Annotated in this window: 28 protein-coding genes and 1 other annotated feature; of the genes, 26 read left to right on the forward strand and 2 right to left on the reverse strand. The window is 45.0% G+C overall.

Going from position 1 to position 24803, the window contains the following annotated elements:
• Positions 1-89 precede the first annotated feature (89 nt).
• The 20 genes from QFZ78_RS31140 (at position 90) to QFZ78_RS31235 (ending at position 16900) form a co-directional block, all read left to right on the forward strand.
• A complete protein-coding gene (locus QFZ78_RS31140; RefSeq protein ID WP_307446653.1) occupies positions 90-332 on the forward strand; it encodes a DUF4321 domain-containing protein in 243 nt (80 codons plus the stop codon).
• A 55-nt stretch (positions 333-387) separates the two neighbouring features.
• The gene (locus QFZ78_RS31145) at positions 388-990 is read left to right on the forward strand and encodes a Maf family protein (protein WP_307553228.1); all 603 of its coding nucleotides are present in this window, start codon (positions 388-390) and stop codon (positions 988-990) included.
• Between the two features lie 120 nt (positions 991-1110).
• Entirely contained in the window at positions 1111-1560 is a 450-nt protein-coding gene (locus QFZ78_RS31150; RefSeq protein ID WP_307553229.1) for an RrF2 family transcriptional regulator, read from the forward strand.
• A 111-nt stretch (positions 1561-1671) separates the two neighbouring features.
• Positions 1672-2361 carry a RadC family protein gene (gene radC / locus QFZ78_RS31155; protein WP_307553230.1) on the forward strand — a complete coding sequence of 230 codons (690 nt, stop codon included), beginning with the start codon at positions 1672-1674 and terminating at the stop codon, positions 2359-2361.
• A 36-nt stretch (positions 2362-2397) separates the two neighbouring features.
• On the forward strand, positions 2398-3432 hold the full coding sequence (locus QFZ78_RS31160) for a rod shape-determining protein (RefSeq protein WP_056836326.1): 1035 nt from the start codon (positions 2398-2400) through the stop codon (positions 3430-3432).
• A gap of 21 nt (positions 3433-3453) precedes the next feature.
• Positions 3454-4317 carry a rod shape-determining protein MreC gene (gene mreC / locus QFZ78_RS31165; RefSeq protein ID WP_307553231.1) on the forward strand — a complete coding sequence of 288 codons (864 nt, stop codon included), beginning with the start codon at positions 3454-3456 and terminating at the stop codon, positions 4315-4317.
• A gap of 13 nt (positions 4318-4330) precedes the next feature.
• Entirely contained in the window at positions 4331-4858 is a 528-nt protein-coding gene (mreD, locus tag QFZ78_RS31170; RefSeq protein ID WP_307553232.1) for a rod shape-determining protein MreD, read from the forward strand.
• A 72-nt stretch (positions 4859-4930) separates the two neighbouring features.
• Positions 4931-5590: a septum site-determining protein MinC gene (gene minC / locus QFZ78_RS31175; protein WP_307553233.1), complete on the forward strand. Its 660-nt coding sequence runs from the start codon at positions 4931-4933 to the stop codon at positions 5588-5590.
• 40 nt (positions 5591-5630) lie between these two features.
• Entirely contained in the window at positions 5631-6425 is a 795-nt protein-coding gene (minD, locus tag QFZ78_RS31180; RefSeq protein WP_307553234.1) for a septum site-determining protein MinD, read from the forward strand.
• A gap of 7 nt (positions 6426-6432) precedes the next feature.
• Positions 6433-7581, forward strand: coding sequence for an FtsW/RodA/SpoVE family cell cycle protein (locus QFZ78_RS31185; protein ID WP_307553235.1), 1149 nt, complete (start codon positions 6433-6435; stop codon positions 7579-7581).
• Between the two features lie 111 nt (positions 7582-7692).
• A complete protein-coding gene (locus QFZ78_RS31190; RefSeq protein WP_307553236.1) occupies positions 7693-8586 on the forward strand; it encodes a M23 family metallopeptidase in 894 nt (297 codons plus the stop codon).
• Positions 8579-9454: a M50 family metallopeptidase gene (locus tag QFZ78_RS31195; RefSeq protein WP_307553237.1), complete on the forward strand. Its 876-nt coding sequence runs from the start codon at positions 8579-8581 to the stop codon at positions 9452-9454. The genes QFZ78_RS31190 and QFZ78_RS31195 overlap by 8 nt, the downstream gene beginning before the upstream one ends.
• A 23-nt stretch (positions 9455-9477) precedes the next feature.
• Complete coding sequence (locus QFZ78_RS31200) at positions 9478-10641, forward strand: Rne/Rng family ribonuclease (protein WP_307553238.1); 1164 nt, start codon at positions 9478-9480, stop codon at positions 10639-10641.
• Between the two features lie 52 nt (positions 10642-10693).
• Positions 10694-10782, forward strand: a sequence feature (ribosomal protein L21 leader region).
• Positions 10783-10794: 12 nt separating this feature from the next.
• Positions 10795-11106 (forward strand): 50S ribosomal protein L21, encoded by a 312-nt coding sequence (rplU, locus tag QFZ78_RS31205; protein ID WP_029194673.1) that lies wholly within the window; start codon positions 10795-10797, stop codon positions 11104-11106.
• 11 nt (positions 11107-11117) lie between these two features.
• On the forward strand, positions 11118-11471 hold the full coding sequence (locus QFZ78_RS31210; protein WP_307553239.1) for a ribosomal-processing cysteine protease Prp: 354 nt from the start codon (positions 11118-11120) through the stop codon (positions 11469-11471).
• Positions 11472-11475: 4 nt separating this feature from the next.
• The gene (rpmA, locus tag QFZ78_RS31215; RefSeq protein ID WP_307553240.1) at positions 11476-11787 is read left to right on the forward strand and encodes a 50S ribosomal protein L27; all 312 of its coding nucleotides are present in this window, start codon (positions 11476-11478) and stop codon (positions 11785-11787) included.
• A gap of 310 nt (positions 11788-12097) precedes the next feature.
• Positions 12098-12892, forward strand: coding sequence for a Spo0B domain-containing protein (locus QFZ78_RS31220; protein ID WP_307553241.1), 795 nt, complete (start codon positions 12098-12100; stop codon positions 12890-12892).
• 52 nt (positions 12893-12944) lie between these two features.
• On the forward strand, positions 12945-14246 hold the full coding sequence (gene obgE / locus QFZ78_RS31225) for a GTPase ObgE (RefSeq protein WP_307553242.1): 1302 nt from the start codon (positions 12945-12947) through the stop codon (positions 14244-14246).
• Positions 14247-14801: 555 nt separating this feature from the next.
• Positions 14802-15875: an anthranilate phosphoribosyltransferase gene (locus QFZ78_RS31230; RefSeq protein ID WP_307553243.1), complete on the forward strand. Its 1074-nt coding sequence runs from the start codon at positions 14802-14804 to the stop codon at positions 15873-15875.
• A gap of 248 nt (positions 15876-16123) precedes the next feature.
• Positions 16124-16900, forward strand: a complete 777-nt coding sequence (locus QFZ78_RS31235; RefSeq protein ID WP_307555963.1) for a C40 family peptidase — start codon at positions 16124-16126, stop codon at positions 16898-16900.
• 61 nt (positions 16901-16961) lie between these two features.
• On the opposite strand, the gene QFZ78_RS31240 is transcribed toward QFZ78_RS31235, so the two are convergent.
• Positions 16962-17471 carry an NUDIX domain-containing protein gene (locus QFZ78_RS31240; protein WP_307553244.1) on the reverse strand — a complete coding sequence of 170 codons (510 nt, stop codon included), beginning with the start codon at positions 17469-17471 and terminating at the stop codon, positions 16962-16964.
• A gap of 167 nt (positions 17472-17638) precedes the next feature.
• Between QFZ78_RS31240 and QFZ78_RS31245 the strand changes: the two genes are divergently transcribed.
• From QFZ78_RS31245 to QFZ78_RS31265, 5 genes are all read left to right on the forward strand, one after another.
• Positions 17639-18121 carry an ACT domain-containing protein gene (locus QFZ78_RS31245; RefSeq protein ID WP_307446599.1) on the forward strand — a complete coding sequence of 161 codons (483 nt, stop codon included), beginning with the start codon at positions 17639-17641 and terminating at the stop codon, positions 18119-18121.
• A gap of 30 nt (positions 18122-18151) precedes the next feature.
• Entirely contained in the window at positions 18152-19438 is a 1287-nt protein-coding gene (locus QFZ78_RS31250; protein WP_307553245.1) for a homoserine dehydrogenase, read from the forward strand.
• A 27-nt stretch (positions 19439-19465) separates the two neighbouring features.
• Positions 19466-20443, forward strand: a complete 978-nt coding sequence (thrB, locus tag QFZ78_RS31255; protein WP_307553246.1) for a homoserine kinase — start codon at positions 19466-19468, stop codon at positions 20441-20443.
• Positions 20440-21303: a prephenate dehydratase gene (pheA, locus tag QFZ78_RS31260; protein ID WP_307553247.1), complete on the forward strand. Its 864-nt coding sequence runs from the start codon at positions 20440-20442 to the stop codon at positions 21301-21303. Before thrB ends, pheA begins: the two co-directional genes overlap by 4 nt.
• Before the next feature lie 230 nt (positions 21304-21533).
• Positions 21534-22865: a LysM peptidoglycan-binding domain-containing protein gene (locus tag QFZ78_RS31265; RefSeq protein WP_307553248.1), complete on the forward strand. Its 1332-nt coding sequence runs from the start codon at positions 21534-21536 to the stop codon at positions 22863-22865.
• A gap of 72 nt (positions 22866-22937) precedes the next feature.
• Here QFZ78_RS31265 and sigW read toward each other — a convergent pair whose 3' ends face one another.
• Positions 22938-23549, reverse strand: a complete 612-nt coding sequence (gene sigW, locus QFZ78_RS31270) for an RNA polymerase sigma factor SigW (RefSeq protein WP_060648579.1) — start codon at positions 23547-23549, stop codon at positions 22938-22940.
• Positions 23550-24109: 560 nt separating this feature from the next.
• Here sigW and QFZ78_RS31275 point away from each other — a divergent pair.
• Complete coding sequence (locus QFZ78_RS31275) at positions 24110-24790, forward strand: BofC C-terminal domain-containing protein (RefSeq protein ID WP_307553249.1); 681 nt, start codon at positions 24110-24112, stop codon at positions 24788-24790.
• Positions 24791-24803: the final 13 nt, after the last annotated feature.

A 24803-nucleotide genomic window follows, 5' to 3' on the forward strand; every position in this document is an offset into this window, starting at 1 on the left:
AAGAATCACCATCCTATCATATTTTTACTTGGAAAAAAGAAGAGTCTACCCGTATAATAGGGCTTGTACATAAAGAGAGGATGACAGGAATGAAAAAAGGTACCTTCACATTGATCGTATTTTTAATCGTCGGTTTAATTACCGGGATTATCATAGGCCAGCTGCTGGCTGCAGTGCCTGCTCTCGCATTTTTGACCAAAACGGCCCAAATTTCGTGGGAGCCCAAGGCCGATTTACAAGTCGTGAAATATGAGTTCCATCTTTTGGTGAAGCTAAACCTGTGCAGTATTCTTGGATTAGTGGGGGCGTACCTCCTGTATCGTAAGGTGTGACTGGATTGCCTTTGGAAAGCCTATTCATATTACAATCAGCTAGGAGTTGTTTCTTTTGAGTAATTCCCCTAAACAAAGACTTATTCTTGCTTCGTCTTCGCCGCGGAGGCAGGAACTTATTCAATCACTTGGTTTACCCTATATCATTCGGGTTAGTGACGCAGATGAGACCGTCGAAGAAAAAATATCGCCTGCTGAGCTCGTAGAAGTGCTCTCTTTGCGTAAAGCCTCAACTGTATTAGACATGTTTGAAGCCAGTGAAAAAGAAGGAATCATCATCGGTTCTGACACCGTTGTTGTCTATCAAGATGAAGTTTTAGGTAAACCGGTGGATGAACAGGATTCTTTCCGGATGCTTAAATCCCTTCAAGGCAGTACGCATCAGGTTTACAGTGGAGTTGCTTGTGTAGACGCGGCTACAGGTAAGCAGGTCGTCTCACACCGTGTGACACATGTGAAGATGAAGTCCATGTCTGACGCACAAATTTTACGTTATATCGCCACAGGAGAACCTAAGGACAAAGCTGGTTCTTATGCGATTCAAGGGATCGGGGCAACGATCGTGGAATCTATTGAAGGTGATTACTTTACTGTTGTTGGATTGCCGCTTTCGCTGCTCAGTGACCTACTACTAAGTTTTGAAATCCAAGTTTTATAATCATCAGATCCAGGCTGGAATATATGTCCAAAGTAGGACTCATACATTGACTGTGTAATCTGTAACGGTTACAATGACAGTAAGCGACATGACTTCGCATTCTTCAGGGAGGTATTTGCCATGAACAGCGAATTTACAATAGCCGTCCACAGTCTCGTATTTCTGGCTCATTTACCGGATCATATGGCAACCAGCGAAGAAATTGCTGTGAATGTATCTACCCATTCTGCTCGTATACGTAAAGTTATGGGCTTTCTACGAAAAGCAGGTTACGTTTCGACCAAAGAAGGAATCGGTGGCGGATTCATACTTAGCTGCAATCCGGACGAGGTGACACTCGGCGAAATTTACCGTTTAACTTGTCAAGGTTCCTTGAAGCCGAGCTGGTGCTCTGGTGATGAGAATAAGACCTGCGTCATTTCATCCAAAATGGATCTATTGATGGGGAAGGTTTTCATTGACGCAGAGAAGCAGATGGAAATATACTTTGATGGACATACCATCGGCAGTATGCTGGAACAAATCAGAGCGTTAGAATGTCCACAATCGAATAAAGAGCAATTGTCCTAGAAGCCCTCGGATCTTACAAATCCGCGGGCTTTATTTTGTTTTATGAGCACTTATCCGTATGAATGGGATGCGTTTAAGTAACACAACCTACATAATGAAAGAGGGGAATTCATGGAAGTCACAAGCTTGATGTTACGAGAAGTACCGCAGGAGGAAAGACCAAGAGAGCGCATGCTCCAATACGGAGCAGGGGCATTAAGTCACGAAGAATTGCTGGCCATTTTACTTCGAACAGGAACTGTGTCGGAGTCAGCGCTGCGTCTAGCAGGTCGTATATTAAGCGAAAGCGGCGGGCTGCGCAGCCTTGTTGACATGAGCAAAGATCAGCTTACCCAAATCAAGGGAATTGGTGATGCGAAGGCTTTACAAATTCAAGCCGGGATTGAGCTCGGACGCAGACTGGCTAAGAGTGCATTTGCAGAGCGAGTTACGATTCGTTCTCCCAAGGATATCGCAGATTTAGTGAGTGAGGATCTTCGCTATTTGCAGAAAGAACATTTCGTCTGCTTATTTCTCAATACGAAGAACCATTTGCTTGCGCAGGAAACATTATCGATGGGCAGCCTGAACGCTTCCATTGTTCATCCTCGTGAAGTGTTTCGCGCGGCAATCAAACGCAGCAGTGCTTCGATCATCTGTGTACACAATCATCCAAGCGGTGATCCAACTCCAAGTCCGGAGGATATTCAACTCACGCATCGGCTAATGGAGGCAGGAACTATTATTGGTATTGAAGTGCTAGATCATGTTATCATTGGTGATCAGAGATTCATAAGTTTGAAGGAACAAGGCTTTATGTAATATAATAGATATCGCAATAGGAAAGGAGCAACTGCCATGTTCGGTGGTTTTACGAAAGATTTAGGAATTGATTTAGGTACAGCGAATACACTGGTTTATGTAAAAGGCAGAGGAATTGTCGTTAGGGAGCCTTCCGTGGTTGCTCTACGTACTGATACAAAAACAATCGAGGCTGTCGGAGACGCCGCTAAAAAAATGATCGGTCGTACACCAGGCAACATTCGTGCGATTCGTCCGATGAAAGATGGGGTTATTGCCGATTTTGAGACCACCGCGACGATGATTCGCTACTTCTTAAGACAAGCACAGAAGCAGCGTTGGTTGTTCCCGCGTCACCCGAATGTGATGGTTTGTGTGCCTTCAGGCATCACAGCTGTTGAGAAGCGTGCTGTTGAAGATGCAACGAAGCAGGCTGGAGCGCGCGAGGCTTACACGATTGAAGAACCTTTCGCAGCAGCGATCGGTGCCGATCTGCCCGTGTGGGAACCAACAGGAAGCATGGTTGTCGACATTGGAGGGGGGACAACGGAGGTTGCTGTCATCTCTCTTGGAGGGATTGTAACGAGTCGTTCCATCCGAATTGCAGGCGATGAAATGGACGAAGCCATCACTCAATACATTAAACGTACGTATAATTTGATGATCGGGGAACGTACATCCGAAACGCTTAAGCTGGAAATCGGGTCGGCACTTCCTATGGACAAGCCAGAGTCCCTCGAAATACGAGGGCGCGATCTTGTTTCCGGATTACCGAAAACGCTAAGTGTTAGTTCCGATGAAATTACGGAATCATTGACAGACACGGTAAATGCGATCGTTGAGGCTGTGAAGGTTACTCTCGAGAAATGTCCACCTGAATTATCAGCGGATATTATGGATCGCGGAATAGTGCTGACGGGTGGCGGCGGCTTACTGCGTAATCTTGACCGCCTGCTTGCCAGAGAAACCGGAATGCCAGTACTCGTCGCTGAGAACCCGCTAGATTGTGTGGCGATTGGAACGGGTCGCGCTTTGGAAAATATCCATTTGTTCAAGAACAGATCAGGGTCCAGTTCGAGATATAAGCGTTAATATTCGTTAGAAGGTGCTAATTTGTTTAAATTTATGGGCAACAAGAGGTTGATTTTTCTGATGTTCGGTCTAGTCTGCTTTTTTATTTTGATGGGACTGACACTCGGGAACCGGGCACCCATGACGTGGCCGGAGAAATTCGTCAAAGACTCGGTATCATGGACGCAAGGACTCTTCTACAAGCCCGCTGCGCACGTAGCGGGTTTCTTTGAAGACATCCGTCAACTAAGAGTCATCTACGAGGAAAATAAGACGCTGAAACTAACTCTTACGCAGTATGCACGAGATACACAGCGTTTGAATGAGCTAGAATCACAAAACAAGCGATTAATGGAGGCTCTTGGCTTCACAGAAAGACAGCGTCAAGCTAACGTGTATACGTATCGCATTGCTGAGGTTGTAACCATTGATCCGGATCCGTATAATAGCACGGTTACCATTAATTTAGGCGATAAAGATGGCATCAAAGAGAATATGGCCGTCATGACCGTAGATGGGTTGGTCGGCAGGGTGAGTAAGGTGTTTGGTTTCCATTCCAATGTTCAATTACTCACGGAAACCAATGATACTGATAATAACTCTAAGGCGATTGCTGTCACGGTGAAGGGGAATGAGAGTCAACCTTTCGGGATGATTGAGTCTTATGACTCCAAAACCGGCGAGCTTGTGATGAACAAGGTCGAACATGCTGACGATATGAAAATCGGAGAAACCATCATTACATCAGGCATGGGGCAAGTATTTCCTAAGGGCATTGAGGTAGGGACAATCTCTTCCATAGGTCCAGGGGAATTCGGCATTACATACAAGGTTATGGTGAAGCCCAAAGCTTCGTTCAATCGTATCCGTGAAGTGTTTGTTGTCGAAGTCCCGGAAGTGAAATGAGGTGAGCCGTTAAGTGATTCGACATCTATTGTGGCTCATTTTACTCGGTTTGTTTATCCTGCAAGGAACCTTGCTTGTTTGGCTGATCCCTTCATCATGGCAATCTAACGTTAATGTTACACCCCATTTAACACTTGTATTCATTTTGTTTATCGGACTTTTTCATCATCGTCATACTGCTTTAATTTATGGGCTTTTGTTCGGACTATTGCATGACTTTAACTATTATGGATCGATGCTAGGTGTATATTCCTTCGGTATGGGGCTTACTGGCTATTTGGCCGGACTGGCGCAGCGAAGGCAGCCAAATTTGATTTTTTATAACTTACTCATAACAGGCGTTGGTTTGCTCTTGTTTGAGTTTATTAACTATGGTATCAATCGGTTGTTCAAACTCATTGATATTGATTTGAAGTTTGCTCTCACCCATTACATGCTTCCGAGTGTTCTATTTAATCTGCTTGTCGCCTTGATTTGCTACGTTCCGATCCGCAAGCTGCTTGAAGGAAAGCGGATTGTGCCGTCCGGAAACGAAGATTAATTTTCCAGGCTCCAAGCAGGAGAATTCAGGACATGAACCGAAATGTATAGGTTGGGAGGTCGTATCGCAATTATGTCTGTTACAAAGCACCATGTGATGATAAAAGGGGTCAAGGATGGCCTTGTTTTTTTGCTAAATGATGCATGCGAATGGCAAATCTTGCTGAAAGAGCTGCAGCACAAGCTTGAGAAAACGCATCAACAAATATTGACTGGACCGATTATTCATGTGCACGTTAAATTAGGCAGCAGAGAAGCGACTGAAGAACAGAAGGAAGAGATTCGGTCCGTCATCAGGCAAAAAGGCAACCTGCTAATCCAATCGATCGAAAGTGAGACGTCAAAAGAGGAAGCTGCAGAAGAGTCTGCGGTTTCTATGACAACGCTCAAAGGAATGATTCGGTCGGGACAAACCCTACACAACGAGGGTGATTTATTATATTTAGGCGATGTTAATCCTGGCGGAACGATTACATCTACAGGGAACATTTATATAATGGGGTCGCTTCGCGGCATGGCTCATGCGGGTGTTGACGGTGATGAGAATGCGATTATTGCTGCTTCTCATATGCGTCCCACGCAACTTAGGATTGCCGGAATCATTAGCCGTCCACCAGATGAATGGGGAATCGATGAGGCTTTCATGGAATTTGCTTATGTAAAAGAAGGTAAAATGGAAATCGACAAGCTGCACCAGCTTCATCGTATTTGGCCGGAACCGAATCTAAAATAATCGTTTGTATGTGTGAAAATAGCGTGTGGGGTGAGAAAATATGGGAGAGGCAATCGTCGTCACTTCAGGAAAAGGCGGCGTTGGTAAAACAACGACATCTGCGAATCTTGGAACGGCACTAGCGCTTTTAGGGAAAAAAGTTTGCATGGTAGATACCGACATTGGACTGCGCAATCTGGATGTGGTCATGGGTCTGGAAAACCGAATTATTTACGACCTTGTGGATGTTGCAGAAGGCCGTTGCCGTTTGCCGCAAGCATTAATTAAGGATAAGCGCTTTGATGAGCTTTATCTTTTGCCAGCTGCTCAAACGAAGGATAAGCATTCTGTATCGCCAGAACAAGTAAGGGATATTATTTTGGAGCTCAAAAAAGATTTTGAATTTGTCATTATCGACTGTCCAGCAGGCATCGAACAAGGCTTCAAGAATGCCGTAGCCGGAGCAGACAAAGCGATCGTTGTTACCACACCGGAAAATGCGGCTGTACGTGATGCTGACCGCATTATCGGTTTGCTAGAGAATGAGAAAATCTCCTCACCTAAGTTAGTTATTAATCGCATTCGTCCATTGATGATGAAGAAAGGCGAGATGCTGGATATTGATGAAATATGCTCGGTACTCGCCATAGATTTGTTAGGGATAGTTCCAGATGACGAGCATGTGATCAAAGCAGCCAACTTAGGGGAACCTACCGTGATGAATCCGTCTTCGCGCGCAGCCATTGCTTACCGCAACATTGCTCGTCGCATATTGGGTGACACGGTCCCTCTCATGCAGTTGGAGGACAAAAGCGGCTGGGTCAAACGTATGAAAAAGTTTATCGGAATAGGTTGATCGTCCAATGCTTGCCAAACTTAAAAACATAGATATTCCTATTGTTGTCATTTTGTTTGCCTTTATGGTCATTAGTACGATGCTTGTATATAGTGCATCTATTGATCATCCTAAAATTAACGTTAGTATTACGAAAATACTCGTCTTATATGGTGTTGGTCTAGCAGCGTTCGTTGCAAGCAGTTTATTTGATTATCGAGTACTAATCAGAATCGCTCCCTATCTTTATGGTATCGGCATCGTTTCTTTGGTCGCAGTCTACTTTTTTGGGACGAAAATTCATGGGGCGCGTGGCTGGTTTGAGCTCCCGGGCGGCTTAACCTTTCAACCAGCGGAGTTAGTGAAATTAATTCTAATCGTGGCTGTAACTGCACTGTTGGCAAGACGTAAAGGCGATTTACTGCAAATCAAGAATGATATTATCCCAGTCGGTGTGGCTGTGTTGATCCCGTTTATCTTGGTCCTCATTCAACCTGATCTAGGGAATGCGATCATTTTTGTGATCATTCTTTTGGGTATGATTTGGATTGGTAATATTAAATATTCGCATGTCTTACTTAGCACCGTTGTACTCATAGGCGCTGGATTCTTGTTCTTGACATTATATAATTATTTCCATCAATCCTTGTTTGATATGCTTAAGGGTTATGGTTTTAGTCATTGGATGGATCGTATCGATACATTCCTTTATCCGCAAGATGTGTCTGATGATGATAATTATCAAGTCCGTAATGCAGTAAGGGCGATCGGTTCAGGAGGGTTGGAAGGCGAAGGTTTTCTGAAAGGTACTTCTGTTCATAGTAATTTCATTCCATTCGCGTATTCCGATTCGATTTTCGTCGTTGTTGGTGAGGAATTCGGTTTCCGCGGGTCAGCGGTTCTATTGTTGATCTATTTTTTACTCATTTACCGCATGATCCTCATCTCGATCCAGAGTACTCAGCTTAGTGGAGCTTATATTGTGGTAGGTGTGGTTTCTATGTTCGTCTTTCAAATTTTTGAAAATGTCGGGATGATGATTGGTATCATGCCGTTAACGGGAATCACTCTCCCATTCGTCAGTTATGGGGGAACTTCTCTACTGATTAACATGCTTTCATTAGGCCTCGTGATGAGCGTAAAGCTGCATCAGGAACGTGAACCTGAATTTTTCTAAACATATATAAATTACAGTGCCCCTGACCTTGGTCAGGGGCTTTTTTTGTCCACATAATCTTGTCCCTCTTCTCATAGGCTGTACAAAGGTAAACGATAGGGAGGGGCTTCCATGGAAGTCAAAGATAAAGTGAAACAGCGTAGGATAGAACGACTTCGCAATTTGCGCGAAACGTCTGATCTTTCTAACGGGAGTGGAAGTCCGGTGAGACCCTCTCGATTTAGGGAGAATTCGTTGCCCATACATCATCATTCCGAAGTACCTCTCTATGTGGATTCTGAATGGAAACGAAGAATGGAGGATCCAGAGTATGCATGGCGGCAAAAATTATTAAATGACACAGCATTAGTGGGGCGAGATTATCTGAGGGATGGTGAAAGAGGGTTGTTAGCACCGCCTTCTCCTAGTAAGATTGCGGTCAAGCTGTTCATCAGCTGTGTTTTGTTTGCAGCGCTGTACGGGATGTTCCAGCTTAATCAGCCCTGGGCAAATCAAGGGAAGCAAATCGTGACCTCTTCGCTTACACAGTCGTACGATTTCTCGTCACTGTCAGCTTGGTATAGCGATAAGTTTGGTGGGTCACCTTCGTTCATTCCCAGTTTCAACCGAGAAGGAACTGAGGCCATAAGAGTGAATGCCTCCAAGCGCACCTTTTTTTCTCCTGCAAAGGGAAGTATTCTTACGCGATATGATGGAACTTCCCACTTGGGAGTTCATTTGAATACCATTGAATTTGCACCGGTTTATGCATTGGATACAGGTCAGGTCATTTTCTCCGGTGTAGCTGCAGAAACGGGCCTAACGATTGTGATACGCCATCCAGGAGGTCTTCAATCTTTGTACGGCGGATTGAGCGAGGCCAATGTCGAGGTAGGAGACTGGATGAAAGTTGGTGAACCCATCGGTAAGGCTTCCAAGAAGGATCCTGCGAAGGGAACGCTGTACTTTGCCGTTACGAAGGATGGGCATCCCGTTAATCCATCGGATGTGATCAGCTTTGATTAAATGGGCCGGAACTACGTATCGATTCCACCCCTTATTTACACTCATTATGATTGGCTCTGCCATTACAGGCTACTTTCTGGAGGCTGCTACGTTATTTGGCATCGTACTGGTTCACGAGATGGGTCATTTGGCTGCTGCTAACGGCTTTGGGTGGAGGGTGCGGGAAGTACAGCTTCTGCCTTTTGGAGGCGTCTTGGTCGTTGATGAGCTTGGAACGGCTCCGACGCGTGAAGAGTTGATTGTCTCTCTAGCTGGGCCGCTTCAGCACGTATGGATGATTCTCGTTGCACTTTTAATGAAATGGGTGGATGTGGGCGCAAGCAGTTGGTGGGATTACTTCATCGAAGCTAATTTGATGATTGGCTTATTTAATCTCATTCCCGTCATGCCGCTCGATGGTGGCAAAGTGATGCAGTCATTGTTAGGGTATTTATTGTCCTACCATAATACGATTTTATATACAGCATGGATCAGTATGATCTTAAGTCTGGCTATTATAGTCATAGCCATTATCCAACTGATCAGCGGACACCTCCCGCTCAATATATTAGTCATCGGCATTTTCTTGCTTGTATCCAACTGGTATGCTTATCGGCAGCTTCCCTACCACTTTTTTCGCTTTCTTATTGGACGCGGGAACCGTATGAGTCAACTATTGAGCCGTGGGACATTAGCACAGCCGATTGTCATTACGAGACATCGCACTATGGCGGAAACACTGAAGCTTTTTATGCGGGAAAAATATCATTTAATCTATATCGTAGGAGAAACGGGGCGCATACAAGCCGTATTGCCGGAACAGCAATTAGTGAGCGGTTATTTGGATGGAAAAAAACCGGGGAGTGCAGTTTCCGATCTTTTCATGTAAAATAACTGTTGAGGTGAACGTGTATGAAGCAACTTATAATTCACTGCGCACCTGATCTTACACAAGCGGCATTGCTTGAAGAAAGTCGTCTTGTTGAGTATGATACGCAGTATCCGCTTGATTCTCAAAGAGCAGGCAGCATCTACATGGGTCGCATCGTCAACGTCCTTCCCGGCATGCAGGCGGCATTCGTCGATATCGGTCTTGCGAAGAATGCCTTTCTATATATAGACGACCTCCTACCCGTCCACTTGGACAAGCAGCCTAAGATTAAACCCTCAATAACGGAGCTCGCCGAAGTCGGTCAGACGCTGATGGTGCAGGTGACGAAGGATCCGCAGGGAACCAAAGGCGCAAGAGTAACAACTCATATTTCTATTCCTGGCCGCTGGATTGTTTATATGCCAGACGCCGATTATATTGCTATATCCCGTAAAATTGATTTGGACGCAGAACGGCAGCGCCTCAAACAGCTTGCCGAGGGCAGCTTGCTTCCTGGTGAAGGTGTTATTATACGAACGGGTGCTATTGGTCAAAGCGAAGAAGCTATTCGTGATGATTTGCAAAATTTACGAGAATTATGGTATGCCATCGTGTCCAAAATGGAAGAGGCACATGCGCCAGCACAGCTATATCAGGATCTTGATCTTCTTCCTAGATTAGCCCGAGATGTCATAACGGATGACGTTCAAGAAGTTTGGCTAAATGACGTTAAAGTGTACGAAGAGATGAAACAGTTACTGCGTAAACAGCAGCCAAGTTGGCGGGGACGCGTAGCTTATTATGACCGCAAGATACCGTTGTTTGATCAGTTTGGTATCACGGAAGAGCTGAATCAGAGCTTTAGGCGTAAAATTTGGCTGCCTAGCGGCGGATATTTAATATTTGATCAAACCGAAGCACTTACCGTGATTGATGTGAATACAGGAAGGTATACCGGATCCATTGATTTAGAACAGACTGTCACCGATATTAATCGAGAAGCGGCCAGTGAAATTCCAAGGCTTCTGCGTCTTCGTAATATAAGAGGCATTATTATTGTTGATTTTATAGACATGAGTTCGGAAGTGAATCGAGCAGCCGTGATGGAGAACATCACACAAGCCGTGCGTAAGGATCGCTCCAAAACGATTATTGTCGGTTGGACCAAGCTAGGCCTGCTTGAGATGACGCGAAAGCGGAAATAATAATTGCATTACAAAATGTTTCTGTGATATAATACTCGGAGTGTGTTGTTTAGGCATGCTGTAACCGCACGAATCGGGTCTAAGCACGGATTTGGATGTGATCCTAACCGTCACCTGGACAAGGCGAGTCTGAGACATGAGGAGGTAATGAAAATGTACGCAATTATTGAAACAGGTGGTAAACAGTACAAAGTTCAAGAGGGCGATGTTCTTTACATCGAAAAATTGAACGCAGCTGAAGGTGAAGTTGTTTCTTTTGATCGTGTGTTCTTGGTTTCCAAAGAGAGTGGCTTAGTAGTAGGTGCTCCGTTGGTTGCTGGTGCTTCAGTTTCCGCGAAAGTGGAAAAACACGGCAAAGGCGCTAAAGTCATCGTTTATAAGTACAAGCCGAAAAAGAACTATCACAAAAAGCAAGGTCATCGTCAACCGTACACAAGAGTAGTAGTTGAGAAAATCCAAGCGTAAGAGGCAGCCTTATGATCTATGTGACCATAGAGCGTCTTGCACCGGATTCACCTCAGATCTCATCTTTTGTAGTGGAAGGCCATGCTGAATATGACGTACCTGGCAAAGACTTAGTCTGCGCTGCAGTATCGGCGGTAACGTTCGGTACTTATAATTCGATTGAATCACTGACGGGCGTGATTCCCATTCACGAGATAGAACGAGGCTTGATGGATGTTACAATACCAGAAAGTACACGATCTGTTCCGGAGACATGGAATAAGGTCCAATTGATTCTAGAATCGATGGTCGTCATGCTACAAACCATTGCAGACAATTACGGTGACTATATAACGATTGAAACAATCTATCACAAAGGAGGATAACACCATGTTGAAATTGGATCTCCAGTTTTTCGCTTCCAAAAAAGGGGTGGGTTCCACAAAGAACGGACGTGACTCACACGCTAAGCGCCTTGGCGCTAAACGTGCTGACGGTCAAACCGTTACTGCGGGAAGCATTCTCTACCGCCAACGCGGCACGAAAATTCACCCAGGAACGAACGTAGGCATCGGTTCGGATGATACACTTTTCGCTTTGGTACAAGGCGTAGTGAAATTCGAGCGTTTGGGCCGCGATCGCAAAAAAGTGAGCGTATACCCAGTTGATGTAGCTCCTGTGGCTGCAGCTTTAGAAGCGTAATATGAATCCCTGGCGAGCGATAAGCCCGCCCAGGGATTTTTTTCTAATTCGAAACAAACCTAATATAGGGATCTTTGGTCGGAGACCAAAGTCTCTCATCTGTAATATAGGGATCTTTGGTCGGAGACCAAAGTCTCTCATCTGTAATATAGGGATCTTTGGTCGGAGACCAAAGTCTCTCATCTGTAATATAGGGATCTTTGGTCGGAGACCAAAGTCTCTCATCTAAATAAACGCGGTCACGCATCTCGAAGGGCAGAGGTTTTCTCATTTGTTTGGTGAAGTTTGCTAGTACATCATGATATACTGGATGAACGGTTACAAAGCAGGAGAACGGAGCGAACGGGAAATGAAGCGAGCGGGCAGTACGCAAGTTTATTTATTAGCACTTGTGCTCATAGGACTGACGGGAATGATGTTTGTGGAACCCTGGATTGTCAGGGGCGCTTTACTACTGATCATAGTCTTTTGCGGTTATACCGCCTTCAAGTTGGAAGCGAGTAGATTGGAAGAGAAATGGAGCCAAGAGCTCCGTCAACAGGAACAACAGGCTCAACAGAGGTTAATTCAGGTCATAAATCGCTTACGTCACGATTGGATGAACGATACCCAAATTTTGTTTGGTTATATTCAGTTAAAGAAGTTTGATAATTTACAGCCTTATATGGAAAAAATAAAAATGACTATGCAGCAGGAAAGTAATCTCTCCAAGTTAGGTGTTCCATCGTTAATTGCTTTCTTGCTACTCTTTCGCGTCCAGTCGAAATCATTGGAGCTGGAAGTTGAATTAGATCAAGAAATCAATCTTGGACAACTTCCTCTGCATGACGGCCTCATCGAAAGATTGGTACGCCAAACCGTGGAATGCGTTCAAGAGCATGCTGCGGCAAGTGACGGTGAAAGTGGTACACTCAGCTTGGAATTTGATGTTCAAGAAGATGGCTTACTGCTTGATTTTGTATATCAAGGCCCCTATAACCGGGAGCAACTTGAAAAAGCCGTGAAGGAAACCTTACTATCGAAAGTAAATTCTTATTCACTGGTGCATAATGATTGGCAAGAGGAAGAAGCGGTCATCACATTGCGGTTACCGTTTCGTACATAATAAAGGGATCTTTGGTCCAAGACCAAAGTCTCTCCTTAGTTGAGGTGTAGAAATGTTTGTTGATAAAGCGAAGATATTTGTTAAAGGTGGCGACGGTGGCGATGGTTTAGTTGCTTTCCGCCGTGAGAAATATGTACCAGAGGGCGGACCAGCAGGTGGCGACGGGGGAAATGGCGGCGATGTTGTTTTCCGTGTAGACGAGGGTCTACGAACACTGATGGATTTCCGCTATCAGAAGCACTTTAAAGCAGAGCGCGGCGAAAAGGGCCGTAACAAGTCGATGCATGGCGCTAATGCAGAGGATATGGTTGTTCGCATCCCGCCGGGCACAACCATCATCGATGATGATACTGGGGAGGTTATCGCCGACTTGACGCGTCATGGTCAAGAGGTTGTTGTGGCCAAGGGCGGTCGCGGCGGCCGGGGCAACACACGCTTCGCAACAGCACGCGTAACAGCGCCAGAAATTGCTGAGAACGGCGAGGAAGGCGTGGAGCGTTGGGTCGTACTTGAGATGAAGGTCATGGCCGACGTCGGCTTAGTAGGCTTCCCAAGCGTTGGAAAATCCACGCTATTGTCGGTTGTCTCTGCCGCAAAACCGAAAATTGCGGCGTATCACTTTACAACCCTTACCCCGAACCTCGGGGTTGTGGATGTTGGTGATGGACGCAGCTTCGTCATGGCGGACCTTCCTGGTCTTATTGAAGGGGCCCACGAGGGCGTGGGACTCGGTCATGAGTTCTTGCGTCACGTGGAACGGACGCGAGTGATTGTGCATGTCGTGGACATGTCTGCAGCAGACGGCCGCGATCCTTACGAAGATTTCCTCAAGATTAATGAGGAAATTAAGCTATATAATGCCAAGCTGGAGCAGCGTCCGCAAATTGTTGTTGCCAACAAGATGGATATGCCGGAATCAGAGGACAATCTGGCCTTATTCAAGGAGCAGATGGCGGCAGATGGCAAAGAGTTTGAGGTTTATCCGATCTCTGCTTTGACACGAGGCGGTGTACAGGAGCTTCTCTACAAGATCTCAGACATTGTAGAAAGTATCCCGAATGCTCCTGAAGTAGAGGGTGTAGCTGATAAAGAAGAGCGTAAAGTGTATCGCTTCGAGAAACGCGAGGAGAATGATTACACGATTCGTCGAGAAAACGATGTATTCATTGTTGAAAGTCCTTCAATTGAGAAGTTGATTAAACGAACGAACTTCAGCACACAGGACGGCATCGCTCGCTTTGCTCGTATTTTGCGTAATATTGGGATTGATGATGAATTGCGTAAACGTGGAGCTGTCCATGGGCAGACGATCCAAATTGGTGATTTTGACTTCGAATTTGATGAGAAGCACTAGAACAAGGGAAACACTTATCCTAAGGATGAGTGTTTTTTTGCGTTAAGAAGTTGAAATTGGGGGGCAAGTCAGGGCTTACTCCTTATTTAGCATGGTAAGCTATGGATTTTGCTGAGCTGAGTGAGATTGGTGGATACATGCTTAATGAGTCGGTAAAATAATGATTCGGTAATATGACTATGTTTTTCTGTGCAGTTTTTCTGTGTTTTGATTTCTTTGTTTTGACTTCAGTTTTCCGGTTCTTGGAAGAAATGGGGATTTAGATACGCAAGTTGTACAGTGTACAACAATTTCATTGATTTCTTTCTTGAAAAGCCTCAGGATGTTGTATGTTGTACAACAATTTAGCCCTTTTCCATGCCGTAGAGCTGTTTTTGGCTGGAATTGTTGTATTTTTTATGGCCTTAGCCTTCCTTTTTACGTTAGAATGCGAATTAATGTCATAAAACTTGACACATAAAAAGAAAAGGATTACGATTTTACTAATAAACACAATAATATGTCAGTAAATATAACACTCATTGAAGTGCAACTACATGAGGAAGGAGGAATTTGATGAAAAGATGGATTCAAGCGATAGGAACAGGTATGCAAGGATCACGTGATTTATCTTATGAGGAAGCTGTAGAAGCCGCACATGAGATGGCTAGAGGAGATTCCACAGACGCTCAATGCGCAGCTTTCTTAATGGCCCTATGTATGAAAGGGGAAGCTGACGAAGAGTTGATGGCATTCATTGATGTTTTTCGCAGCTACTCATTGAATTACCATACTTTTGCGGATTCACTCAATTGTGCGGGACCAACGGAAGGCCGGCAATATTTTCCCGTCACGCTGCCAGTTAGCCTCTTGCTTGCTTCTGTGGGTTTCTCCCAGGTACTGCATGGAAGTGATTCACTTCCGCCGAGACAGGGGACCGCTATGAAAGAACTATTAGAAAGCTTTGGCGTCGCGATAGATGTGTCAGTGAAAGCATGGGAAACGATGTTATTTCACCTGCATATTGGGTTTCTTCATACAGATCAGCTTTGTCCGCCGCTTGGGAAACTGAAACAGGTTCGCGAGCAGTTAGGATTGCGAACAGTGATGAATACCGTTGAGAAAGTCATAAATCCCGTACGTTCAATGAATATGATTATAGGCGTCAATCAGCGAAAAGCGATGGAATCTCTGATTCCCATATCGATCCGATCTGGCTTTCAAAATGTGTATATTGTCAATGGAATTGAAGGATCCGAGGATTTGCCAATCTACCAGAACAGTACAATAAGGATCGTAACCCCTTGGGGAGATGAATCGCGATTGGTTGAACCGCAGAAATTTGGTTTTCTGAGTGAGCCCCTGCTGCCTTTAAGTAAAGATGATCAGGTTGCCATGGTGCGGCGCATTATTGCTGGAGAAGATTCAGAGGAATTGAAGCGTGAACGTGATCATGTCATTTTTAATACAGGACTTCGATTGACTTGGTTTGATAAAGTAGGCAGTTATGAAGAAGGCTTTCAACTAGCAGATTCGCTGCTGCAAAGAAAAGAAGCCCAAAAAGTCATGCAGCGATGGGTGGATCAGAGTCACCACTTTACGCTTCAGGATCATCCGAAAATACGTGACTCCTCCGCCAAAATTGGATAAAGGTCTTTCCTGTGTGCTGTATTTAATTCAGCTAAGGGGAGGCTTTTTTTGTTTCCATCTACTAGTGAATTAGAGGTATATTGCCAACTAATTTGTGCTCCTACCCACTAAAAGAAAGCCTATATTACGAACACATATGAAGGATAACAGCTTTCGGAGCTAGGTAGTCTGGCTTAACGGAAGAAGATGCTAGTTATTCATGCTAATGATTCTCGTTATGCAACCCAAAATACTAGGAGGCCAACATGATGAAAAAACAACTACTGACCCTCGTACTTGTACCAGCACTTATCTTTGGCGCTGTCACAATTCCTTTACCTAAAGAAGCTTCGGCTGCATCAACTGGTCGAATTATTAACAGTGTCAGTCTTCGCCAAAGTGCGGATGTGAATTCTACGCGTATCCGGTACTTGAAGGAAGGCGAGAAAGTTACCATCCTGTCCAAAGTGAACAGTTGGTGGTACAAAGTGAAAGCCTCTGATGGCCGTGAGGGCTACATAAGCACAAGCGCCAAATACATACAAGCATCAGGTGTTACATCGCCTGGTGATTCCAACACCGGCAGTGGTACTGGAGGCTCAACAAGTGCAAATGTTCAAAAAATTATTGCTGCGGGTAAGAAGTATCTAGGCACGCCCTATGAATATGGATCAAGTCGTGATAATACAAGAACGTTTGATTGCTCTGACTTTGTTCGGCAAGCTTTCTTGGATGGCATTGGAAAGAAGCTGCCAAGTGATTCTAGAGGTCAAGGGAGTTATGTGAAATCTCTCGGGCATGCCAAAACAAATTGGCAGGATCTGAAGCCTGGAGATCTCATGTTCTTCATGTCTTACAAAGGGACAAGCCAATCGAATTACAGCGGTATTAATAAGTCTACACAGACCATTACGCACGTGGCTATTTACTTAGGAAATGGACAAATCTTGTCGACATACTCCAAAGACAGTGGTGGTGTTCGGATAGATTCTATCGACAATCGCCACTGGGAGTATCGTTTCTTATTTGGAGGCAGTGCGTTATAATATGAGCCGTACAAAAAGGCAGAACTCGAGAAATCGATGTCTGCCTTTTTTGCTATTCTTATTAAGTCTGCAAGGGATCTACTAATGGGTTCCAGTGAATAGTAGGTTCACCTGTGTCCAGTTGAATTCCTGCTGAGCCTACCCAGGGGTGCCCAGTAAGGCCTACGCTGAAATAATGTTCAAGCAAGCATCGAAAAATAAAAGGGATTGGGCGTTCCAGCACATGTTCTTTTGGAATCCAATGTAGATCCCCTTCGGGTGTGACGATTCGCGGGTTCACATCCGTCGTTCCGATATAAAAAAATTGCTGGCGAACTTCTTGTCCATTTAATCGAAGTAAGACATACTGCATGCGCAGCCCTTGGATTTCATCATGCTCAATGCCAGTCTCCTCCCACACTTCGCGCAAACAGGCTGCCCGCGGGTTATTCAATTCACTTGGCTCCAGGTGACCGCCAATAGCTGCCCATAAACCTGGTGATAGCGAACGCGTTAAGGAGCGTTTCATCATTAGTAATTCGTTCTGGCTGTTCCATAGGAGAGCCGTAGACATCATGCGTAATGTAATCATGGAGGCGATCCCTTTCTAATCTAGTACTATCAGCTTATCATAGTGAAGTTAGATGCTGCAAAAGATGAAAGAATAAGATGTGAATTGCCTATTGCTTCAATCCGTGTGATTCGATATAATGTCCTCTATAGAGGAACATTGGTCTTTCCAGAGAGGACGGTGGTGAAGTGCCGGAAAGCAAAGAGTTTTTACAAACGATCAAGCACACCGGTCCTGAGAGGTACTACTTAGTCCGGGAAGATATATTGCCAGAAGGAGTACTCAAGACAGCTCAAGCTAAGGAATTGCTTGCACGGGGTGAAGTAAAAACAATTCACGATGCCGTTGAACAAGTCGGACTCAGCCGCAGCGCTTTCTATAAGTATAAGGATGGAATTCATCCTCTCAGCAAACTGGAACGAGAACGCATTATCACAATATCCATGGATTTGGAGCATCGGTCCGGGATTCTGTCTCGTGTGCTGGCTCTCATTGCTAATTTGGATGGGAATGTATTAACGATACATCAGACTATTCCTCTACAGGGTATGGCGAATGTCGTCATTTCCGTAGAGACCTCCTCGATGGGGGAGGAGATCCGTCAAATGATTAATCGACTTCAAGCGCAAGAAGGGGTCAAGCGTGCCATGGTCATTGGTCAGGGCAGTTAAGTTAGAAAAACTATTCAGGAGGTAAGATACATGAAACCCATCAAGGTTGGTTTACTCGGATTAGGTACAGTAGGAACAGGTGTAGTCCGCATTATCGAAGGTCATCAAGAGGATTTGCAGCGTCAAACAGGCTCATCCATTGAAATTTCAAAAATTTTAGTACAAGATAAATCAAAGCTTCGCAACATCTCAGTGGATGCAAACAAACTGACTGAACAAGTATGGGACGTTATTGGCGATAGCGAGATTGATGTTGTCGTTGAAGTTATGGGCGGAATTGCTGCTACCAAAGAGCATATTTTAACTGCGCTAGGCAATGGCAAGCACATCGTGACGGCGAATAAAGATCTTATGGCCATGCATGGTGCTGAAATTTTGGCAAAAGCTGCTGAACACGGCTGCGACGTATTTTACGAAGCTAGTGTTGCCGGCGGCATTCCGATCATTCGTGCACTCGTAGAGGGCTTCTCCTCTGACCGTATTACGAAGATTATGGGCATCGTGAACGGCACAACCAATTACATTTTGACCAAAATGAGTCAAGAAGGCGCTGCTTATGCTGATGTCTTGAAAGAAGCACAGGATCTTGGCTACGCAGAAGCAGACCCAACATCTGATGTTGAGGGGTTGGATGCAGCTCGTAAGATGACCATTTTATCGACACTTGGCTTTCACGCCAATGTTGCTCTGAGTGATGTAGAAGTAAAAGGCATATCGAAAGTATCTAAAGAAGATATTCAATATGGCAAAAAATTAGGCTACGAAGTGAAGCTGCTTGGAATTGCTGAAAATCATGATGGTCATATCTCTGTGAGTGTACAACCTACAATGGTGAAAAACTCGCATCCGCTTGCTTCCGTGAATGGTGTATTCAATGCTGTGTATGTAACAGGCGAAGCAGTAGGCGAAACAATGTTCTACGGTGCTGGAGCAGGCGAACTGCCGACGGCAACATCCGTCGTAGCGGATTTGGTTGCCGTTGTGCGTAACTTGAGACTGGGCGTGAATGGACGTACGGTACTGGCACCTTACAAAGAAATGAAGTTAAAGACGGACGAACAGATTGCTTCCAAAAACTTTATTCTTCTGCACGTTGAAGATAAAGCGGGCGTACTTGCACAAATTACACAAATTTTTGCTCATCACGAAGTTAGTTTGGAGTCTGTATTCCAGCACCCGAACCAGTCCAATCCGAAGGCTGAAATTATTATTATCACACATGATGCGAACCAAGCCAGTATGAAAAATGTGCTGAGACAATTCGAATCTATGGATGTTATTCACGCCATCAAAAGTGTTTATCGCGTAGAAGGCTAAATTATTGAAAAGAGGCGCAATTTCGAAATGAGTTATAAGGCAGTGCAAAAGGTAAGAGTGAAAGTTCCGGCAAGCACGGCAAACTTAGGTCCTGGCTTTGACTCACTGGGGATGGCCTTGAACTTATATGCCTGGATTGACATGGCGATCTCGGATGAAACGACGATTCATTTAATCGGTGATCAGATGTACGGAATTCCAACGGACAAGTCCAATTTAATTTATAAAGTCGCGCAAATGGTATTTGAACAGGCGGACGTTTCTCACCCTGAGCTGGACATTACCATGTATAGCGATATTCCACTCACACGCGGTCTAGGCAGCAGCGCGTCAGCCATTGTTGGTGCGCTTGCCGGCGCCAATGCCCTAATCGGCAACAAGCTCACGCAGTATGAGCTGTTCCAAATCGCGAGCCGCCTGGAGAAGCACCCAGACAATGTCGGGGCTAGCTTGTTCGGCGGGATCGTGGTTGCATTCTGGGACGGTGAGAAAGCCGAATCTATTCGAATAGAGCCAGACGTTAATTTGGAAGTGCTGGTGGCGATACCAGCATTCCAGCTTTCTACTGAGAAGGCGAGAAGCGTCATGCCGAAGCAAGTAGCCATGAAGGATGCGGTGTTCAACCTCAGCCATTCTTCCTTGCTTGTTGCCGCGCTAGCTACCTGCAACTTGGGAATGATCCGCCATGCCATGAAGGACGCGCTGCATCAGCCTTACCGTGCAGAGCTCATTCCCGGCATGAAGACGCTGCTTGAGCAAGCGGAGAACCACGGTGCGCTAGGGGTTGCACTTAGCGGAGCTGGACCGACGATGCTTGCGCTAGTGGATGCACGAAGCGGCCAGAAAGAGGAGCTGGAGGCATTCCTGAAGGATACGCTTGCTAAGGAAGGTATTGAAGCGCAAACGCTATGGCTAAAGCCGAGTGGAGAAGGCGTGGCGGCAATTCTACTGCAAGAAGGTGACGGGGATCTGTTATCCTTCGTTGAAGGGGAGGTTCTTGCATGAAGCGGGTTGCCATCCTAGGACCAAGTACCTTTTCGGAAGAAGCTACCCGTCATTTTTTGGGTGAAGACTTTACTTACGTTTCATACAAGCTAATTTCTGAAGTGTTCAATGCGACAGCGTCAGGCGAAACGGAATTAGGTGTCATTCCCATTGAAAATACGCTTGAAGGTTCCGTTCATTTGCATGTCGACTGGCTCGTTCACGAGGTTGATCTGCCCATTCGGGCGGAGTGGGTTTTTCCCATTGATATGAATCTCATTGGGTATTCGAATCCTGACGGACAAACGGAAGCTTCGAATCCATATGGACATATTCGTAAGGTATTATCTCATCAGGTCGTCCCTGCACAGTGCAGTAGATTTATGAAGCAGTATTTGAGCGAAGCAGAGTTTGAGCAAGTAAGCTCCACGGCAGAGGGAGTACGAATAGTATCGACGCTGCAGGACCCGACCGTGGCTGCTATCGGAACGGCTATTGCATCTACAAACTACGAAGTTCCTATGCTGCAAAGGGAAATTCAGGATCATAAAGACAATATGACCCGGTTTTTGCTGGTTGGTACCGAAGCGTCAGAACTGAAGTCCTCGGAAGACATGAAAACAACCATTCTTGTCACCTTGCCTGAAGATTACCCAGGTGCCCTGCATCAGGTGCTCTCTGCCTTCGCGTGGCGCAGAATTAATCTTTCAAAGATTGAATCTAAGCCGACGAAGAAGAAGCTCGGTACTTATTATTTCTATATCGATATTGCTGGTTCCCTGGATTCAGTTCTCCTGCCATCTGCCATTCAAGAAATTGAAGCGATTGGTTGTCAGGTTCGAATTTTGGGTTGTTATCCGAGTTATTCGTACACAAGTTAATACCATACTTCCCTTGCGTTCATTACGCGAGGGATTTTTTTTGTCCAAAAGGGGCAAAAGCCTAGGAACCTGCATAAACTGTAATATCATTGTGACTAAGCGAATGCTTACGAAGCAAGTTTTCTTGCGAGAACTCGAGATTATGCTTACAAAGGCCAAATTTCTAACGAAAACTCGAGTTTATGCTTACGAAGTAAGTTTTCTAACGAAAACTCTAAGGAGGTATGGTGTTGAAAATCCACATTGTCAAAAAGGGCGATACCCTGTACGAGCTTGCAAAAAAATATCAAACCACATTGGACCAAGTCATCGCGCTTAACCCGCAAATTGAACAACCGGATCATCTTGACGTCGGTATGAAGGTGAAAATACCTTCCAAACCGAAGCCAGTAGATCCACCTGCTTCAGATTACGTCTATAAACACGTTGTCCAGCAGGGAGATAGCTTATGGAAGCTTGGTAAGGCTTGGGATGTATCCCTTCAAGAGATGATTAAAGCGAATCCACATCTGAAGAACCCCAATGTGCTTATGACAGGAGAAATTGTATATGTGCCCAAGATGCATCATGAGCAGGTAGGAATTAAGCCATTATCGATGTCTAAACCATCAACAGAGCCATTTGCGCAAGTCCCATCAGCTCAGCCATGGGCTGTTGCAGATTCATATCAGCAACCATTTATGCCTATTGCAGAAGAACCGATAAGTCAAATGCCGTCAGTGCCATCAGCGCCGTCAGCGCCCTATGTAGAATCAATGCCGTTGGCTGAGCAACCGTTCGTACCTTCGCCAATGGCATCTGCGCCAGTCATTCCTACACCTGAGCCTGGGGTTATTGGTCTCAATGCACCTTACGAGCAGCAAGCGGTTCATCCTTTCCAGCAGTTTCACATTAAAGCGACTGAGGTATTTGCCTATCCAGGTTCCGAGCAACAAGAAGTGCCAACATATCCAGCTTATTCACCGTATCAGCAGTCACCATATGAACAATTTCCACATCATGCAGAGCAAACCTCCTATCCAATGAGTCATGATGGTTGTGGCTGCGGAGGCCAATCGATGATCGAACAGCCGTGGACGACATTCCCGGCGGGTTATCCAACCGGAACAGTTGAAAGTCCGTGGGATGGTTATCAGCATGGCTTTCCTACAATTCCTGGGATATATCCACCAGCTTCTCCCTATGACATGCAACAGACTGCACATAATCCGTATGACTACCAGCAGGCTCCTTATGACATGCAACAGACTGCACATAATCCATATGACTACCAGCAGGCTCCTTATGGTATTCCTTATGCAGGAGCTCATTACCAAGCTCCTTATGAGTCGCCTCTTATGCCGCAAGTCCATACGCATGAGCTTGCGAAAGAGACTGATACAGAAGAAATCGTTGAAATTGACATCCGTTCTGATAAAAAGGCAGATCGGTCAAGCAGCGACAGTTCTTCAAAAAAAGTGAAATTGTCAGGTACAGGAGCACTCAATGCTTTCTTGAAACGGCAGCAGAGGGCTTCTGAAAAGCAGGATGCTAAGCAAAACGCACCTTGGATTAATTTCTGAAAATGAAGAAGAAGCCTCCTAAACCACAGGATTTGTGGATTAGGAGGCTTCTTAGTTTCGTTATGCTAAGGATTAGGCAATCATACCCAATGTGAAAAAGGTCATTAAACCGACAACGAAATTCATACCCCATTTTTTGCGAAGCAGTTCACGTCCGCGATGTAAACGAGTTTTCACTGTTGTAATCGGTAAGTTCAGTTTATCGCTTATTTCCTGAAGGGAGAGCTCTTCCAGATAGTATAACGTAATGATACTTCTATATTTGTCAGCTAATTTATTAATGGATGTATGCATATGCTCTTGAACTTCTGTTTGGAGAACAACGTGCTCAGGAGACTGATCTTGACTTGCAAGCTTACTGTAGTAGCTGTAATCATCGTCATAATCGTTCAACTCGGCATCTAAGGATTGAACAGGCCTTTTTTTGCGCAGCAAGTCAATGGCGACATTTTTACCAATTCGATAAATCCAAGTAGAGAAGTTCTGGCTTTCATCAAAGTGGTTTAAGTTCAAATAAACACGAATGAATGTTTCTTGAACAATGTCCTCTGAATCAGGCCTGTTATGCAGCATACGAAAAGCAAGTTTCTGTATTTTGTTACGGTATAACTCGACTAGCTCCACGAAAGCGTTGCGGTCGCCCCGTCTGGATAATTGAATTAATTGAAGTTCTGCCACATTCATGCTGTTCCCCTCCTAATATAGGGATCTTTGAGCTTGCTCAAAGTCTCTCTGCTTTGGGATCTTTGAGCTTGCTCAAAGTCTCTCCGTTTATAGTTTTCGCAAGAAAACTGGTATCGTAAGCTTTGCATTTGCCTTTTCAAATATATATCGGTTTCCCTGGATAGTATGAGAATATTTCATCTACTTCTGACTATATCATTTCTGTGGCTACAGTCAAATTATAAAGCTAGGGAGAGCTCATTTTATATCCATTTGTTACATAATTCATGGATGTTTGGTGACTTTTCTGAGATGGAGATGGATATGAGGCTGAGGTTGACCGCGGTGAGGTTACACCTGATTCATTTTTTTGTGCTTCATTCCAAATAGCGACTGCCCCCCATAACAGGACTACTCCTATAATTAGGAGTGTTGTACGTTTGATTCGTTTTCTACCGTTCATGATAAGGGCTTCACCGTCCGTCTTGATTGGTTTCATACTCTCCCTCTATGGTAAATGATGTATAGTGTCTCATGCAAATGGAAACAATACGGAAAAACGAGAATAGAAGGGGATATCGGTGAATGTACGACAACTTTTGAAGCATTTGAAAAGAAAGCTGCGTTGGAAACGTAGTTGGTTGACCTTAGGAATGTTCTTTGCCGTCGTTGTGGTTAGCTATATATTATATGCAACTGGGAGCCTTCTAAGTGCTGGTGATAGCCCCAGCGGAGTCGTTAGATCGACCTTTGCTGGACTTACACCGGTGGACGATCAACGTCTTCAAGAAGCAACGACAACGTTGAAAAGTATAACGGATAGCAGGGAGAGCTATTTGCTTAAGACATATGTTTGTGGCGAGGAGCGCAGTCAGTTGGGCTTGCAGACCCCTCAAGAATTATTGAAAATGCAAATGAAGCACCCTAATTGGTTGCTGAGCATAGGTGCGAATGGAGATGTCACCTTTACCGAGAGTATCGATGATTTATCGCCGGCATGCAAGGAAAAGGCGGTATTCGGCATCGATGGCAGCAGCAATCTGTCCCTATTTAATGGAACCCCAGCCAAGGATAATGTGATTCGAACATTTTTTCAATTGAACATTAAGCATTTAGAAAGTAGTCTGCCACGCGAAACGGTGGAGCAGCTCCATGAAGGGATCCGAGTCACTGATTTGGAGGAGTATAATAGCGTATTATCAACTTTCAGCGATTATGCCATGCCGCCCCAAGAGACTGAACGGGCTATGACAAGACCATAATTAAGTGATAGTA

It is taken from the genome of Paenibacillus sp. V4I5 (assembly GCF_030817255.1).
Lineage (GTDB): Bacteria > Bacillota > Bacilli > Paenibacillales > NBRC-103111 > Paenibacillus_E.

Coding starts and splice junctions, on each gene's coding strand:
- rpmA (WP_307553240.1), top strand. CDS start 11,476: ATGTTGAAATTGGATCTCCAGTTTTTCGCTTCCAAAAAAGGGGTGGGT.
- QFZ78_RS31240 (WP_307553244.1), bottom strand. CDS start 17,471: ATGATTACATTACGCATGATGTCTACGGCTCTCCTATGGAACAGCCAG.
- QFZ78_RS31160 (WP_056836326.1), top strand. CDS start 2,398: ATGTTCGGTGGTTTTACGAAAGATTTAGGAATTGATTTAGGTACAGCG.
- thrB (WP_307553246.1), top strand. CDS start 19,466: ATGAGTTATAAGGCAGTGCAAAAGGTAAGAGTGAAAGTTCCGGCAAGC.
- obgE (WP_307553242.1), top strand. CDS start 12,945: ATGTTTGTTGATAAAGCGAAGATATTTGTTAAAGGTGGCGACGGTGGC.
- QFZ78_RS31220 (WP_307553241.1), top strand. CDS start 12,098: ATGAACGGTTACAAAGCAGGAGAACGGAGCGAACGGGAAATGAAGCGA.
- rplU (WP_029194673.1), top strand. CDS start 10,795: ATGTACGCAATTATTGAAACAGGTGGTAAACAGTACAAAGTTCAAGAG.
- QFZ78_RS31235 (WP_307555963.1), top strand. CDS start 16,124: ATGAAAAAACAACTACTGACCCTCGTACTTGTACCAGCACTTATCTTT.
- QFZ78_RS31230 (WP_307553243.1), top strand. CDS start 14,802: ATGAAAAGATGGATTCAAGCGATAGGAACAGGTATGCAAGGATCACGT.
- QFZ78_RS31190 (WP_307553236.1), top strand. CDS start 7,693: ATGGAAGTCAAAGATAAAGTGAAACAGCGTAGGATAGAACGACTTCGC.
- sigW (WP_060648579.1), bottom strand. CDS start 23,549: ATGAATGTGGCAGAACTTCAATTAATTCAATTATCCAGACGGGGCGAC.
- radC (WP_307553230.1), top strand. CDS start 1,672: ATGGAAGTCACAAGCTTGATGTTACGAGAAGTACCGCAGGAGGAAAGA.
- minC (WP_307553233.1), top strand. CDS start 4,931: ATGTCTGTTACAAAGCACCATGTGATGATAAAAGGGGTCAAGGATGGC.
- QFZ78_RS31185 (WP_307553235.1), top strand. CDS start 6,433: ATGCTTGCCAAACTTAAAAACATAGATATTCCTATTGTTGTCATTTTG.
- QFZ78_RS31200 (WP_307553238.1), top strand. CDS start 9,478: ATGAAGCAACTTATAATTCACTGCGCACCTGATCTTACACAAGCGGCA.
- QFZ78_RS31250 (WP_307553245.1), top strand. CDS start 18,152: ATGAAACCCATCAAGGTTGGTTTACTCGGATTAGGTACAGTAGGAACA.
- QFZ78_RS31150 (WP_307553229.1), top strand. CDS start 1,111: ATGAACAGCGAATTTACAATAGCCGTCCACAGTCTCGTATTTCTGGCT.
- minD (WP_307553234.1), top strand. CDS start 5,631: ATGGGAGAGGCAATCGTCGTCACTTCAGGAAAAGGCGGCGTTGGTAAA.
- QFZ78_RS31210 (WP_307553239.1), top strand. CDS start 11,118: ATGATCTATGTGACCATAGAGCGTCTTGCACCGGATTCACCTCAGATC.
- pheA (WP_307553247.1), top strand. CDS start 20,440: ATGAAGCGGGTTGCCATCCTAGGACCAAGTACCTTTTCGGAAGAAGCT.
- QFZ78_RS31140 (WP_307446653.1), top strand. CDS start 90: ATGAAAAAAGGTACCTTCACATTGATCGTATTTTTAATCGTCGGTTTA.